Genomic DNA, 14,904 nt, shown 5'->3' on the forward strand with positions numbered 1-14,904 from the left:
GCCAATAAAACTGTTCACTATGTCTCCTCGTCCCAAATTAATACGAAAAATCAACCACCACCCGGTTGTGTCTGGTTTTAAACCGTATGGTTTTTTACCCGACAAGAAGGTATCCGGCTCTGTTTTTCTGCATTACGAAGAGTATGAATCCATCCGGTTGTGCGATTACGAGAAACTTTCTCAACAGGAGGCCTCTGTTTATATGAACGTTTCGCGCCCTACGCTGAGTAGAATCTACACCTCTGCAAGGAATAAAATTGCTCAGGCGTTTGTAGAAGGGAAGAGGCTGATCATTGAAGGGGGAAAAGTTGTTTTTAATAACGATTGGTATACCTGTAAGTCTTGTAATTGTTATTTTAACTACCCGTTTGATGATGGACTGGCCAGGGAATGCGCTTTATGCGGAAGTCGCAACATCCAAAATTGTGATAATCCGGAAAAAGAAAGCGATGCAAATACATTAAATACAGAGAACTCTAATAGATAAATCCGTTCGTTATGATTGTCGCCATTACAAGTACAGGGAATTCGTCTGACAGCTTTATTGATCCTCGGTTTGGCCGCTGTTCCTATTTTGTCTTTTATAATACGGAGACCAAAGAATCCGTTTTTCAACCCAATCCGTTTAAAGACAATGACGAAGGAGTTGGGGTTGCAGTAGTAGACTGGATTAGTGCCTTTTCGTGTTCGAAGATTATTTCCGGACAGTTTGGGATGAAGATCAAACCCCTTCTCGATGAAAACAGAATTCAACTGATTCTGGTAAATGATCCTGAACTTACTATTCGACAGATTATTAATCTGTTGTCTCAATAATTTATGTAAAATGTTTTATCTCATTTCTTCAGTATGGAAATTACAACATTGATTGAGAATCTGGTATACCAATCCGGACTTGTAGCTGAGCATGGGCTGTCTTTTTATATGGAAGGATATCACAAGAAAATTCTTTTCGATACCGGACAAAGCGATCGTTTCATAGATAATGCCAAAGCATTGGGTATAGACCTTAGCGATGTAGATGCACTGGTTGTTAGTCACGGACATTACGACCACACTGGCGGATTAGAGGCCTTTCTGAAGATTAATACCAAGGCTGTCATCTATATGAAACCCGGAGCCATTGATGCCAAGTATCACGGAAAGGATCGTTTTATCGGAACAACCATTGATGTCCAACTACTAAAGGATCGCCTCTGTTTGGTTTATGAACGGACTGAAATAGACAAAGGAATATTTGTTATGCCCCATACACCTCTTGTAAATGCAGATGATACATCTATGCATGGCTTTCAGGTAAAAGAAGATCAGAAGATAAAGGACGATACATTTCAGGACGAACTGTTTTTAACCATTGTTCGAAGTGGAAAGCTTTCCATAATAAGCAGTTGTTCTCATAGGGGGATAAGCAATATGGTGTATGAAGCCGTAAGAACATTCATTTTGTCGGTCGACCTGATTCTGGGTGGCTTCCATCTTAAAAACTGCACTCCCCGGCAATACGAGGAGGTTATAGAATGTATGAATGAAATACAACCCAAAAGAATAGGCGTATGTCATTGTACTGGTATTGAAAAGTATTTTACACTTAAGCAAGACCTTTCCTGTACCGTTTTTTATAATATGACCGGTCATCGTGTGTTTATATAATCCTTAAGATTTTGCAGATTGTAAACTTGAGAGCTGTTCTTTAAGCATAAACCCTGCAATTCTGGCTGCATCAGCAATAAAGGCTGAGCATGGTCTGCGTTGATAATATTCTTTTGTCCGGATGGATGGGGCAGGAGTAGATTGCAACTCCGATTCCGGTAATAATTCGCGACAAAGGATTGTATGATGTTTATCTTTAAAAATTCCGGCCATTTCCCTTATAATATTATCAACGCTGTTGGATTCATTTTCATCATTAGGTACTGATATCGGATATTTAAATCCGGCTATCATGGCCATTGCTGTCACTGTTCCGCATATTTCACGCATACGGCCGACTCCCGCTCCGAAAGAAACAGACATATTTCTAGCTACATCGTACTCTAATCCAAGAATATCCCAATATGCCAGAAACACAGATTGGGCACAATTATAACCTGTATAAAAGTTATCAACAGCTTTATCAACACGTTCTTCAATATCAAAATCAGCTATTTTATTAGAGAAATTCATTGGGTTTTATTATTTTTATATTGTGTTTGCAAAAGTAGATAATTCGTTGAATTAAATAGGTATGCGTCGTAAAATAATGAACAAAAGTTCATTAATAAAGTGTGTTTGAGACCGTAGGAAATCAATCATATTCCTGTCTAATTAATATGATCAAAAATGATAAGATGACCGATCAGGATATTATAACAGAGATACTGTTGGGTAATAGATTCTTGTTTAGCAAACTAATTGACAAATACCAGCGTATGGTGTTTACACTGGCTATGGGATTTGTACATCAGAAGGAGAATGCAGAGGATCTTACGCAGGATATTTTTATTAAGGTGTGGATTGCACTTCCCAATTATAAAGGAGACGCCATCTTTTCTACGTGGCTGTATCGGATTGCAGTTAATTACTGTATTAATTTTGTAGAGAAGAATAAACGAAATCGCTTTATTGTATTGGCTGAAGAGCTTATAGGCCATGTGTTTAATACGGCTATTAACGATAAAGATGCACAACAGGAGTTAGAAGAAATGGAAAGTGGAAACCTTGTACGTACTGCCATAGATTCATTGCCAATCAATCAACGAACGGCTTTTATTCTAAGTGCATATGAAGAACTGCCGATAAAAGAAATTGCCTCAATTATGAATCGATCAGAGGGGGCTGTTGAGCAACTTTTGCAACGAGCCAAAATGAATCTTAAGAAAAAAATAAAACATCCGTAGGATTCAACAGAAATCATTGTCTAATATTAAACAAAACAGAAACAAAGATGAACATACCTAATCAAATAAAGGAATACATTGAACAAGAGAAAAAGATTCTGCCTAATCCTTGGTTGTCTGCGAGGATTATGTCAAAAATTGACAATCCGATACAGAAACAGATACCGTATTGGCAACCGGCATTTTTCAGTTTGGCTATTGTACTTACTGTTTTGCTTGGTATCCGGATCGGTATTGCTTTTACTCCTGCCAATGAAATAAATGCAGACGTTGTTCTGAATGATAGAGATATAGAGTGCTTAAACTATTATAATCTGAATGAAGATGAGTAAGACGACTATGCTTGTATGGGTGATTGTAATACTGGTGGTTTTAAATATTACTACTGTTGTAACGTATCATTACATTCAAAGGGAAACAAGTGTTGAACAAGAAAGTATGCTTATTATGTCTGAGGGTAAAAGATTAACAGGGAGTCAATTTAGGCATATTCTTAATTTCGACAATGAACAGATGGATAGTTTCCGAAAGGAAAACAGACATTTTCAACCTCGATTCCGACATATAATATATCGCATTGATTCATTAAAAAGTGAGATGTTTACAGAATTACAACAAGCTGATATGGACTCGGTTGTTTTGGACTCTCTTGCAGCGCAAATTGGACTATTGCATGCGGATTTGAAAAGAGAAACTATTTTATTTTATAAACGCATCAAAGCCGTATGCAATCAGGAACAGCAATCGAAATTAGGAACAGTATTTTCTCCATTATTTACTGCCCAATCTGCCCAGGGTAAAGTGATGGATAGACAAGGCAAACACAGACGGGTTAAGGAGTAGTGCGAGTTTTATTTATAGAAACAGATAGTTATAGTGTGGCTTTATTAACAATTTAATAACGTAGAAATATGAAAACAAAAGTCGTGATTATTATGATGTCATTTTTGCTGGCCGGAAGTATGGCATGGGCACAGGATGCAAAGTCGGGTTCAGCACCCAAAAAAGTAGCGGATAGTTCAACTACAGTTGGAAACAGACAGCGCTTGAGAGATGGAAGTGGTTGTAACAACTCTCAACAAAGAGGAAGAAATAACAATGCTGGTTTGCGGGATGGTAGTGGACGAAGGAATGGAAACGGCAAAGGATTAGCTCAAGGAAAACGTGACGGTTCCGGAGATGGCAGAGGAGGTCGCTATGTTGATGCAAATAACAATGGAGTTTGTGATTTTCGTGAGAAAGCAAAATAATAAATGTTTTGACAGATTAAAAAAGGTGCAAATTATCTTGCACCTTTTTTAATGTATACACTCCGACTTATTATGTAAATGAGATACCTCTTTTTATGGAGTGTAAGTGTTAACTCATTATTTCCTCAATGGTGATATAGTCACCCACATGTCCAGCCATTTTCTCAGCGTCAGTATTTACAGGCAGTGTCTTTTTTCCAGGTCTCCAACCTGCAGGACAAACTTCTCCTGTCTTAGTAGCATATTGCCATGCTTCAACCTGGCGAAGAAATTCATTAACATTGCGCCCTACAGAGTCGGCCTGCACCTCTTGAGCAACACAGATTCCATCCGGATTAAATAAAAAACGGCCACGTAAAGCAACGCCTTCTTCCTCCACTAAAACACCAAAAGCCCGGCTTACTTCCTGATTTGTATCAGCTCCGATGGTAAGTTGCAGCCCTTTTAAAAGCGGTTCGGTTTCTACAAAACGTTTATGTGAGAATTTAGAATCGACGGATACAGCTAAAATTTCTGTATTCAATTTCTGAAATTCATCGTATTTTGCGTTCATCGCTGCAATTTCCGTTGGACAAACAAATGTAAAGTCGGCTGGATAGAAGCATACAACAGCCCACTTGCCTTTATAATCTTCACTTGAAACAGTTTTAAAATGCCCTGTTTTAGCATCAAATGCATCCATTGTGAATACTGGCATCTCACGTCTTACCATTGTTGAACTCATAGTTTTTTCTTCTTTTTGATAATTAACATTTTCAATCCTGCTAGTCTCGATTTTCTTTCTTGGTTTTAATCCTGTATCACATCCCATATGTATTCCCCCCATATTTAAATTAGCAATTGTTTGTGGCAATAAAATTATTAATAAAGTTCACTAAAACAAATTATTATGATAAATAATAATGAACTAATGTTCAAAAACATATAACATGTATATCTTTTAAGACAAACAGATTTCTTATTGATATAGTATACCTATGGATTATCACAAGACCTATATTAAATATGCTTTTTCAATCGCAGATAATACGAATTCGGGTGGAGGGCAGGGCTTCCAGTTTTCTTTGCAAACAAAAGCAAGTTCTGTCTCGGCTGTGTTGACTAATTCGCTCTGGCTATTGTATAGCTTATATGTAAACCAGATTCGAACTCCTTTTATCTCCTTCAATACAGTTTTAATAGTAAGAAGTTCGTCATACTGGATTGTTTTAATAAACCGGAAATTCATTTTGATTACAGGGAGCATATAACCTGCATTTTCTATTTCATTATAAGGAATTCCAATCGCACGAAATAACTCCCAACGTGCAACTTCATAGTATCTGGCATAATTAGAGTGATGCACTGTGCCCATCTTATCTGTTTCCGGATATAAAACCCTTAAAGAATGGCTATGTTCTATCATTGCATATTTAATTTATCAGAGAGTTCTTTATTAAAGGAAATAATACCATCTGTTAGGGATTCAAATCCTTTTTTAACGGCTGTATTTCTAAATAATATGTCTAATTTTCCTTCATCGCAGTTATTACATACATCTTCTGTAACTGGAATCTGTGCAAGCAATCGTAGATTGAATTGGCTTGCTAACTTTTCGCCTCCGTCTTTACCAAACAAATAATACTTTTCTTCCGGATGTTTTCCCGGTGTAAACCAGGACATATTCTCTACAATGCCATAGATGGGAACTCCTACATGTTCGTCCAGATACATATCAATAGCCTTTTTAACATCACACATGGCAAGTAATTGAGGTGTTGTTACAATAACTGCTCCGGTTATCATGTATTGCTGCAGTAAAGTTATATGTATGTCTCCGGTTCCCGGAGGAGTGTCAATAATAAGATAATCAAGCGGACCCCATTCTGTGTCATTGATCAATTGTTTTAAGGCATTGGATGCAAGTGGACCACGCCACAAAACAGCTTGTTTGGGATCAATGAAGAACCCAATGGACATAACTTTGATGCCATATTTATGAAAGGGGACTATTTTGTTTTTTCCTTCACACTCTTTAATTTCCGGGTGCTGGTTTTGAATATTGAACAATGTAGGCACTGAAGGACCATAGATGTCGGCATCCAATAATCCCACAGCATATCCTTCCAAAGCCAGATTTACAGCCATACCTGATGCTACCGTAGATTTTCCAACACCTCCTTTTCCCGAGGCAACTATGATAATATTTTTAATATGAGGCAGTACCGTTTTTTCGATCACCTCTCTTTTTACTTTCTGTTCCATATTTGAACTATTAATTGTTATTATATCCTTGATGATTTTTGAAGCTTCTTTAATTTGCTGCTAATGAGTAATTTTCGCATAGGGTCGAGTCTGTCGGTAAATAGGATTCCCTCCAGATGATCAAATTCATGTTGAAAAATACGAGCTTCTATCCCCGATAATACTTTTTCAACAAGTTTTAGTTCCATGTCTGAAAATGAAACCTTTATATGGGCCGGACGTTCTACAATTTCATAAATTCCCGGAATGCTCAAGCACCCTTCATTATAAATTGATTTTTCTGAACTGTATTCAATTATAGATGGATTTATGAAGGCTTGCCGAATAATTTCAATTTCTGGATCATCGTTTATTAATGGGGTTGTATCACTAGTGTCCGGTTAAAACTACCAGATATTCAACTGGTTAGAACTATTCGGACTGGTTAAATTGTAATTTGTATTTATAAATAGCTCATTTATAGGCATTTTCTCAAACAAAGTCAAGCTGAAAATCTGCAATAAAGTGTAGAGCGGCGGCTCTAATTTCATTTTCTTTTTGACTATTGAGACAAGCAGATACATACAGATTGCTATCCATATTTGGGTGTACACTGCGTTTCTGCTGGTGCCATAAAAAGCTTTTATCCGAAGATGCTGTTTTATCCATTTGAAAAACAGTTCAATCTTCCATCGTTCTTTGTATAACTGAGCAATTGTAAAGGCTGGTAACTCTAAGTTATTCGTCAAGAAAACATAAATCTTGCCGGTTTCGGCATCTTGATATTTTATCCTCCTCAAATAGTCTGGATAATCTTTCTTGATGTAAAAGCCTGTCAGTTTTATAGATTGATCGTATTTGAGTCCGGTGGTCTTGTCCACCTTTCGACTATACACTCTTCTGGCAGCCATGTTATCCTTGGCCCTAGTCACGAAGAACGCGCGTTGTTCGTGGATGATAGTGTAGAACCGAAAGAAATCGACATAACCTTTGTCCATTACATAAATGGCACCAGGCTCGACTACGATATGTTCCATTACATTGACGTCGTGGCATAAACCATCCGTCAAATGTACAAATGTGGGTATGGAGCCCCGCAAGTCCAGCAACGTGTGCATTTTAACAGCACCTTTGTTTTTGCGAAACTTCGCCCATGGAAAAAGACTTAAGCACAAGTCGATGGTGCTGCTGTCCAAGGCGTACACCATGTTTTTGACATCAAGCTTGAACTCGTTATCCTTTTCATAAAGGTGTCGAGCCTCCTTGATCAGAACTTGTGCGTAGTCTGCATAAATTCGCCAATCCCGACTTTCGTTGGCCTCTGCCAATGTGGATTTAGGAACCGGCTGCTTTATGCCTGAATGATATAATTTATTGGAAAACGCTGTCAAGCAAGATTCGATGTCACGTAAACTTTCCCTATAGGTAAGTTGAGCAAAACCCATCACATAAAAGTGTTCCTTACAGGTAAAGTTCCTTACGCGATGGTTACCCTTGTACTTTTCAACACACTTGTTGAATTCATAAGTCGGTAAAAATGACATCAGTTGCGCGAAAACGGTTTTCCCTATATTCATGATTTACGGTATTTTTCGTAAATCTAGGTAATTTCCAATATTTTCAAATCGAAAAATTAAAGAACGTATTTGAAAGCCTTTATCAATGCGGGTTTCAGGAGTTTGTTAAAGTCCTTAACCGGACACTAGTGGGGTTGTATCTATAATAAATATACGCTTGGAGATTCCGATCTGAGGAGCAGCCAACCCTATGCCTTCTTCTTTATCGAGAATGGAAAACATCCGGTTTACAGTTTGCTCTAATTCTGTGTTTTCGGTAATAGGCTCAGCTATTTTGCGTAAAACAGGAGAGCCGTAGGTAACTATTCTTGATGTCATGACGGTGTTACTTTTGAAATTGACGTATGTAATATACAGTCGAATTGTATTCAACTTTACGAATCGAATGGTTGTTTATCAGGTAATCCACAATTCTGGAATCTGCCTTGTCTTTAATTAATAGTTGTTGCATAGCATCCTCTCTGATTGGGTGAACACTGCAAATGTTAACGATGTCTTTAATAATATTGCCGGTATATCCCATATTTGAACCTTCGTAACCAAGTATCATCTCCGGATTTATACCTGCGTTCAGATAAATTTGGTAAGCCTGATTGAGGCTTTCCTCATCTGGTTTATTTACCCAGTTCAATGCCGGGGGTCTGGTCGGTATCGAAATATATGAGGTTGTGGGTTTGATTTGTTTGATCAGATCGGCTGTATCTTGTATTTGTAATGCATTGTCATTAACATCCTTAACAAGCATCGTTTCTGTGTTAAGGCTACCTCTATATTCCTTTGCAAAAAGAAACAGATTTTCTTTATAAGTATTAAAATCCAACAGTATATGTGGCCGATTAATTGCTCTCCACACTTTTTCGTCGGCACTGTCTACTTTCAATGATACCCAGTCTGCTTTACATAAGTTGTTTCTCACTTCTGTAGCATTGAGCAAAGATGCATTGGTAATTACGGCAATTGGAATTCCAAACTCTTTGAGTCTCTCTATAGATTCTCCCAGGTTTATATCTAATGTGGGTTCTCCGTTTGCTACAAAAGTTAAATAATCGGGCTTGTTGTCTTTGTCCAGACTATCAAGATGTTTTTTTACTTTTTTAAAGATTACTTCAGGCTTGTAAAATTGCTGAAGGATGATATTGTGCTTTTTAGTTACACCAACCTGACAATAAATACATGAATAGGAGCATATTTTAGGCGTTGGGATATTATTTATCCCAAGACTTATGCCTAGTCTGCGAGAAGGTACCGGTCCAAAACTAATCATAATCTATTCCTTTTTATATAACTATTGAAAAACCTTAACTTATTGCATCAGAAGGACAAGCCGGAATGCATTTCCGGCATTTTTTGCAGATGCTTTCATCTATTACAGCTTTGCTATTTTCAATCACTATCGCATGGAAGGGACAAGCATCTACACAGTTTCCACAGCCACTACATAATGCAATATTAACAACCGGAATTTTTCGAATGGGTTTTTTATCAGACTTAATCTCATTATCTTTTATCTCATCTTTTCTACGTCGCTCCAGTTGGGCATTGCAGGAAGGACATAGTATAGATCTGCAGGATATTCCTCTTTGGTGAGGTGCAGTATAGCCACATCGAGGACAAACACACACAACAGTAGACCGCTCTTCATTGTACGAGCTCTCTTCTTTTGTACCTTGTCTGTTTCCTTTACAGCCTTGTGTTTGTTTCTTACCAAACAGGAATTTTCTTCCATTTCCATTTCCAAATAATCTACCGACGAATTTTTTGCCAAACATGATTCTATATATTTAAAATTCGATTCCTTCTCTTGCGGGAACTCCTTGATTGTAGTAATGCTTTATTTCTTTCATTTCTGTAACTAAATCGGCGACTTCTATCAGTTCTGCAGGTGCATACCTACCTGTAAGAACAACTTCTGTCGAAACTGCTTTTTTTTGAAGAATAGATATTAAATTCTCCGATTTAAAAAGTTTATAATACAATGCAATACATACTTCATCTAGTATGATGACATCGTAATAACCTGCTTCTATTTGTTTTTCTACGTCTTTTAGTCCGTCACATGCAGCCTCAATATCTCTTTGTGTGGGATTATTTTCTATAAAACAATCCAGCCCATACTGTTTAATCTCCAATTCTGGAAAGTGTTTTAATGCATTCAGTTCTGAATATGGCATTCCCTTTACAAACTGACCGATAAAAACCCTTTTTCCAGCTCCAATTGCCCTGATTGCAAGTCCAATGGCAGCAGTCGTTTTTCCTTTGCCATTTCCAGTATAAAGATGAATATATCCCTTAGCTTCCATTTGTAATTCGATTAAATGCGTGAATCAGTTTTTGGGAAATAGTGGAATCTGGTAACCATTCTATGATGCTTTTACATTGTACCATTGCTTCAACCATTTGCGAATCAAATGGCAACTCTGCCAAAATGTCTATTCTGGTATTTTTGCAATATGTTTTTATTAGTTCTGATATATTTGAATTTATATCTGATTTATTTATAATTACCCAGCTCTTTAGATTAAATTTGCTGGTAATTTCTATAGTCCGTTTCAAATCATGTAATCCAGAAACGCTTGGTTCTGTTACAATGATTACGTGATCTACACCAGTGATTGCCGAAATTACAGGGCAACCTATTCCAGGAGGACCGTCAATTATTGTAACTGCCAGCTGATTATTTTCGGCCTCCCTTTTGGCTTCCTGACGAACCATGTTGACTAGTTTTCCCGAATTTTCTTCGCCGGGAGCTAAGCGTCCATATACCATCCTTCCATTTCTAAAGCTACCTGCATACATTCTGCTTTTATCTTCGTAGATATTATTAATGGCGTCATACGGACAAATCCTGGAGCATAATACACATCCGTCACAAAGAGTATCAGATATAATAACTTTGTCATTTTCATAGCTAATTGCATCAAAACGACAAAAATCTATGCAGTATCCGCAATTTGTACATTTACGCTCATCAATCACAGCTTTCTGACCTGTTACAAAAGCTTTTTCTTTTTCTACTACCGGATTGAATAAAATATAAAGATTAGCTGCGTCTACATCGCAATCCGCCAGAACAACGTGATTTTCTAAAGTGGCAAATGCCGCGCTGATACTGCTCTTCCCTGTTCCTCCTTTTCCACTAATTACGGCTATCTCCATTATTATTTATTATTTTATCAACCATTTCTTTAAATTTCTTCTGCCAATCCCGATTGAAAATCGAATATATTTCTCCTTTTGAATAAATAGAAGCTACCTCTTTATCGAATGGAATTTCCATTAACAATGCTATTTTTTCTGTTTCCAGGTAGTTATAAACGTCCCGATTTCCTAAACCCGCTTTATTTATAATTACTCCATATTTTTTTGATAGAGTTTTTAACGTATCGACTGACTGTTTAAGGTCACTCAAGCCAAAAGGTGTTGGTTCTGTAACTAATATTACAAAATCTGCCTGAGATACAGTTTGAATAAACGGACATGAAGTTCCTGGAGGAGAATCTAATATTACAACCGGACATTGCCCGGCTTCTTTTATCGCAGCTTTAATCACATTAACCGGAGTATAAACCCCTACCTTCATCCGGCTTTCAATGATTTTTGAGAACTTTGAAATTGAGTATGTATTTACTGTACCCAGTTCATCTTCTTTCTCTGTTATGGCACCTTTAGTACAAGCAATCGAACACGCACCGCATCCATGACACAATTCCTCCATTACATGAATGGTTTTTCTTGTACGGAGAAAGAAAATAGCATTGTAATTACAATAATCGTAACACTTTCCACAATATGTACATAAATCAGTGTTTATAACAGGTACCTGCTGCGTAATTCGCTTTGATTTAATCCGGAAGCCAGAGAAGAATGCCTGAGCATTTGGTTCTTCGGCATCACAATCAACCAATGTTACTTCGTAATCTTGTTGCATCAGTGTATAGAAAAGGTTGGTTGATACTAATGTTTTACCAGTACCACCCTTTCCGCTTGCGATAGCTATTTTCATTTTATTCCATTTTTTTTCATTACTACAAAATCTCCCTTTTTAACGCCAAGTTTTTCTGCTATTACATGACACTTAATCATTAAAAGGAAGAATATTTCTTTATCGGACCGCTCCAGCAACCCTTCCAGATTTCCTTGTCCTTTAGATATAATTACATCTGCTTTTTCAAATATTTCCACAAATTCAGCAGAACACTTATCTACAATTGTAGATGGCGCATCGTATCCGTTTGATATGATATCTGCTACTTCATCCATTTGTATATAGCGTGCATCTTCTAATGTTGCATCATTTATAATAGCATCACCCCGTACGGCATAATACAAATTAGGATGCATAATCGTTTCAATAAATAATTTGTCGAAAACAATTTCACCACAATTATCTCCTAAGTAAAGCACTGTATTTGCTTTCTGTATTTTTTCTTTTAATTCGATTGAGTCGTCTATTGCAAAATCCGATTGAAGAACTTTTTGTAAAGTTTGATCTACATTAAAGCTATTACTGACTCCATAATCCATAATGTTCCCACTTATTGCCAGTCTAAGTGCTTTGTTGAAGGGGTCGGGGGAGTTGATAACCTTCTCTTTTAATTTAGGATATTTGGACAAGATAAAGTCATTACTTTCTCTCTTTTCATTTTTATAAGGGTCATTTACGCCGGTGTATTTTTTGAGCATCAAATGAAGGGAGCGAGAAAACTCAGGAGAAAAATAACAATCCCATGTTTTACTGTATTGCATAGCCATTTCTCTTGTGAATATGCTTTTATCCTCTGCAGGGATATTCAGCTTTTCCATCAACTCTCCAAATACTCTTGTAGCACAAAAAAAGCATCTGTAATCAGGAATTACTTTGTTATTGTTCATCTAATTGTATTTATTTTCTTGTCACAATAAGGCCAAAAGTTATCGTCCTGTTACTTGTTGTTGTAAATATTTTGGCCCATACCAAATCTGCCTCTGTTCAAATTATCCTGTCTGAAACAGCATCTTTTACGTCGGCTTAACCCAATTTGCAAACTCTCTCTTATAGGGTTGCAAACTGTTTTTTTTGACTCAGCATTACTTTCCAATTCTGTCAATCCGAAATTTCTTCCTTTTCCTTGACCGTTCCTGCATCCATGTTGTCTGTTAAATCTTGGCATAACTACCTCCTTTTTATTAATACATTCAATAAATTACGGTTTGAAGAATTATACTTATTCTTTTTTTATTGATTCAATAATTTCTTTAATTTTTTTTGTAGTGTCCTTTTCAATACTTGCTTTAATGCCTAATTCAACAAATAACGATTTAATTTTCATTCCAAATTCGCCAGATATTACTCTCTTTACGTCATTGGATGCAATAAACTGTACTGAGGCAGGTCCGGCTCCTTCATCGCAATCTTTGTTAGGATTTACCATAAACTCAGTAGTTGAAGATTCTGTGTCGTAAAATGCAAAAAAGGAACAACGTCCGAACCTGCTATCGATAGTTCCTTCTAAATTATTATCTGTAGATGTGATTGCTATTATCATGATGAAAATATTAATTAAAGTGTTGATATATAATGGTTGATGTTGTTTGTTGATCTGTATTTTTCTGCAAATATAATGAACATATGTTCATAATATACTTTTCCGGTGTTAAATTTTAAAATTCTTTTTATTGAAAGATCGCATTAAATGAAAAGTGATTCTCTGACGAAGAAATAAACCGATCTGTATAATAAATAGGCCTTTTTTATGTTTTTATGGAAGTTAGCGATGTATAATGAATAATGGGAAACAGCGTGTCGGAACTTCAGGTTAATATTCAGATGGTAGATTTGCAAAGGCAGTATCATCGGCTTCAGAATGAGATTGATGCCGCCTTGTTGGCAACGGTGGAGAAGGGACAGTTTATAAATGGTCCGGAGGTCAAATCGTTTGCCGGAAAGCTGGCGGATTACCTGGATGTTCCCTACGTGATTCCTTGTGCCAATGGTACGGATGCCTTGCAGATTGCGCTAATGGCTCTGACTTTAAAACCGGGCGACGAGGTTATAGTACCTGCCTTTTGCTATGTGGCAGCGGCGGAGGTTGTGGCTTTGCTGGGCTTGACCCCCGTATGGGCGGATGTGGATCCGGATACGTTTATGGTTACCGCAGATACGCTGGCAAAAGCCTGCTCTTCCAGAACCAAAGCTATTGTAGTGGCCCATTTATTTGGGCAGTGCTGCGATATGGATTCTATCCTCTCTTTTGCATCCAAACAAAATCTATATGTAATTGAAGATAACGCCCAGTCGATGGGGGCGGTCTACCGCTTCCCGGGGGGGCAGACGCGGATGGCCGGTACTATGGGGGTGATTGGCACCACTTCGTTTTTCCCATCCAAGCCCCTGGCTTGTTATGGCGACGGAGGAGCGATGTTTACCCACGATCAGCAATTGGCAAATACTTTACGTATGATTGCAAATCACGGTCAGCAGTCCAAATACCATCACCAACGTGTAGGCTGCAATTCCAGGCTGGACAGTATCCAGGCGGCTGTTCTGGAAGTCAAACTATCACATCTGGATGAATTCAACAAAGCCCGGCAAAAAGTTGCCGATACATACGACGAAGGATTTAAACGCTGCAAGGGTATAAAAGTACCCCAGCGCACCGCTTCATCCACCCATGTTTTTCATCAGTATACGTTGCAGGTAAACAATGGGAAACGCGATGCTTTGCAGCAATTTCTGAAAAGAAGAAATATACCGTCCATGGTCTATTATCCTTTACCGCTTAATGAGCAACATGCCTTTCGTCAGGCAGTCCGTCCGGTTGAAAAACTGGAAGTCGCCTCCCAATTATGTAAAACAGTGCTGTCTTTGCCCATCCATACCGCGATGCGTGAAGATGAAATTCAATATATTATTCAACAGGTAAATGCTTTTTTCGAATCGGACGGATTACAAGCCGGATGCGAGTAATAATACCTACATGCCGATACGTAACGAAGAGC

23 protein-coding genes are annotated in these 14,904 nt (G+C 37.6%); 8 read left to right on the top strand and 15 right to left on the bottom strand.

The window, feature by feature from the left end; all coding sequences use genetic code 11:
* Positions 1-19: 19 nt before the first annotated feature.
* Genes F5613_RS12525 through F5613_RS12535 form a run of 3 tightly spaced genes read left to right on the top strand, consistent with a single transcriptional unit; the run spans position 20 to position 1,650 of the window.
* Entirely contained in the window at positions 20-487 is a 468-nt protein-coding gene (locus tag F5613_RS12525) for a DUF134 domain-containing protein (protein ID WP_179399985.1), read from the top strand.
* Positions 488-498: 11 nt separating this feature from the next.
* Positions 499-816 (top strand): NifB/NifX family molybdenum-iron cluster-binding protein, encoded by a 318-nt coding sequence (locus F5613_RS12530; RefSeq protein WP_179399986.1) that lies wholly within the window; start codon positions 499-501, stop codon positions 814-816.
* 33 nt (positions 817-849) lie between these two features.
* Positions 850-1,650 carry an MBL fold metallo-hydrolase gene (locus F5613_RS12535; RefSeq protein ID WP_179399987.1) on the top strand — a complete coding sequence of 267 codons (801 nt, stop codon included), beginning with the start codon at positions 850-852 and terminating at the stop codon, positions 1,648-1,650.
* A gap of 3 nt (positions 1,651-1,653) precedes the next feature.
* On the opposite strand, the gene F5613_RS12540 is transcribed toward F5613_RS12535, so the two are convergent.
* Positions 1,654-2,163 carry a C-GCAxxG-C-C family protein gene (locus F5613_RS12540; protein ID WP_218858925.1) on the bottom strand — a complete coding sequence of 170 codons (510 nt, stop codon included), beginning with the start codon at positions 2,161-2,163 and terminating at the stop codon, positions 1,654-1,656.
* A 146-nt stretch (positions 2,164-2,309) separates the two neighbouring features.
* Between F5613_RS12540 and F5613_RS12545 the strand changes: the two genes are divergently transcribed.
* From F5613_RS12545 to F5613_RS12560, 4 genes are all read left to right on the top strand, one after another.
* Entirely contained in the window at positions 2,310-2,876 is a 567-nt protein-coding gene (locus F5613_RS12545; RefSeq protein WP_079682202.1) for an RNA polymerase sigma factor, read from the top strand.
* A gap of 47 nt (positions 2,877-2,923) precedes the next feature.
* A complete protein-coding gene (locus F5613_RS12550) occupies positions 2,924-3,208 on the top strand; it encodes a hypothetical protein (protein ID WP_179399988.1) in 285 nt (94 codons plus the stop codon).
* Positions 3,201-3,719, top strand: a complete 519-nt coding sequence (locus F5613_RS12555) for a hypothetical protein (protein WP_179399989.1) — start codon at positions 3,201-3,203, stop codon at positions 3,717-3,719. Before F5613_RS12550 ends, F5613_RS12555 begins: the two co-directional genes overlap by 8 nt.
* 68 nt (positions 3,720-3,787) lie before the next feature.
* A complete protein-coding gene (locus tag F5613_RS12560) occupies positions 3,788-4,126 on the top strand; it encodes a hypothetical protein (protein ID WP_179399990.1) in 339 nt (112 codons plus the stop codon).
* Positions 4,127-4,235: 109 nt separating this feature from the next.
* On the opposite strand, the gene F5613_RS12565 is transcribed toward F5613_RS12560, so the two are convergent.
* The 14 genes from F5613_RS12565 to F5613_RS12625 form a co-directional block, all read right to left on the bottom strand.
* Positions 4,236-4,979: a peroxiredoxin gene (locus F5613_RS12565; RefSeq protein WP_218858926.1), complete on the bottom strand. Its 744-nt coding sequence runs from the start codon at positions 4,977-4,979 to the stop codon at positions 4,236-4,238.
* 141 nt (positions 4,980-5,120) lie between these two features.
* On the bottom strand, positions 5,121-5,531 hold the full coding sequence (locus tag F5613_RS12570) for an acyl-CoA thioesterase (RefSeq protein WP_079682193.1): 411 nt from the start codon (positions 5,529-5,531) through the stop codon (positions 5,121-5,123).
* A complete protein-coding gene (locus F5613_RS12575; RefSeq protein WP_079682192.1) occupies positions 5,528-6,370 on the bottom strand; it encodes an Mrp/NBP35 family ATP-binding protein in 843 nt (280 codons plus the stop codon). The genes F5613_RS12570 and F5613_RS12575 overlap by 4 nt, the downstream gene beginning before the upstream one ends.
* Before the next feature lie 20 nt (positions 6,371-6,390).
* Positions 6,391-6,723, bottom strand: a complete 333-nt coding sequence (locus tag F5613_RS16705; RefSeq protein ID WP_179400045.1) for a peptide deformylase — start codon at positions 6,721-6,723, stop codon at positions 6,391-6,393.
* A gap of 33 nt (positions 6,724-6,756) precedes the next feature.
* Positions 6,757-7,926, bottom strand: coding sequence for an IS4 family transposase (locus F5613_RS12585; protein WP_179398827.1), 1,170 nt, complete (start codon positions 7,924-7,926; stop codon positions 6,757-6,759).
* 114 nt (positions 7,927-8,040) lie between these two features.
* On the bottom strand, positions 8,041-8,244 hold the full coding sequence (locus F5613_RS12590) for a peptide deformylase (protein WP_179399991.1): 204 nt from the start codon (positions 8,242-8,244) through the stop codon (positions 8,041-8,043).
* Positions 8,245-8,251: 7 nt separating this feature from the next.
* Positions 8,252-9,190 (bottom strand): radical SAM protein, encoded by a 939-nt coding sequence (locus tag F5613_RS12595; RefSeq protein ID WP_179399992.1) that lies wholly within the window; start codon positions 9,188-9,190, stop codon positions 8,252-8,254.
* A gap of 34 nt (positions 9,191-9,224) precedes the next feature.
* Entirely contained in the window at positions 9,225-9,548 is a 324-nt protein-coding gene (locus F5613_RS16545; RefSeq protein WP_317171249.1) for a 4Fe-4S binding protein, read from the bottom strand.
* Positions 9,431-9,691, bottom strand: a complete 261-nt coding sequence (locus tag F5613_RS16550; RefSeq protein ID WP_246303414.1) for a hypothetical protein — start codon at positions 9,689-9,691, stop codon at positions 9,431-9,433. Before F5613_RS16550 ends, F5613_RS16545 begins: the two co-directional genes overlap by 118 nt.
* A 16-nt stretch (positions 9,692-9,707) precedes the next feature.
* Positions 9,708-10,226, bottom strand: coding sequence for a cob(I)yrinic acid a,c-diamide adenosyltransferase (cobO, locus tag F5613_RS12605; RefSeq protein ID WP_179399994.1), 519 nt, complete (start codon positions 10,224-10,226; stop codon positions 9,708-9,710).
* Entirely contained in the window at positions 10,216-11,082 is an 867-nt protein-coding gene (locus F5613_RS12610; RefSeq protein ID WP_179399995.1) for an ATP-binding protein, read from the bottom strand. The genes cobO and F5613_RS12610 overlap by 11 nt, the downstream gene beginning before the upstream one ends.
* Positions 11,063-11,929 carry a nucleotide-binding protein gene (locus F5613_RS12615; protein ID WP_079682186.1) on the bottom strand — a complete coding sequence of 289 codons (867 nt, stop codon included), beginning with the start codon at positions 11,927-11,929 and terminating at the stop codon, positions 11,063-11,065. The genes F5613_RS12610 and F5613_RS12615 overlap by 20 nt, the downstream gene beginning before the upstream one ends.
* Positions 11,926-12,798: a damage-control phosphatase ARMT1 family protein gene (locus tag F5613_RS12620; RefSeq protein ID WP_079682185.1), complete on the bottom strand. Its 873-nt coding sequence runs from the start codon at positions 12,796-12,798 to the stop codon at positions 11,926-11,928. Before F5613_RS12620 ends, F5613_RS12615 begins: the two co-directional genes overlap by 4 nt.
* A 332-nt stretch (positions 12,799-13,130) precedes the next feature.
* Entirely contained in the window at positions 13,131-13,451 is a 321-nt protein-coding gene (locus F5613_RS12625; protein WP_079682184.1) for a NifB/NifX family molybdenum-iron cluster-binding protein, read from the bottom strand.
* Between the two features lie 242 nt (positions 13,452-13,693).
* Here F5613_RS12625 and F5613_RS12630 point away from each other — a divergent pair, with 242 nt between their 5' ends.
* Positions 13,694-14,872 carry a DegT/DnrJ/EryC1/StrS family aminotransferase gene (locus tag F5613_RS12630; RefSeq protein ID WP_246303405.1) on the top strand — a complete coding sequence of 393 codons (1,179 nt, stop codon included), beginning with the start codon at positions 13,694-13,696 and terminating at the stop codon, positions 14,870-14,872.
* Positions 14,873-14,904: the final 32 nt, after the last annotated feature.

The organism is Macellibacteroides fermentans (assembly GCF_013409575.1).
Taxonomy (GTDB): domain Bacteria; phylum Bacteroidota; class Bacteroidia; order Bacteroidales; family Tannerellaceae; genus Macellibacteroides; species Macellibacteroides fermentans.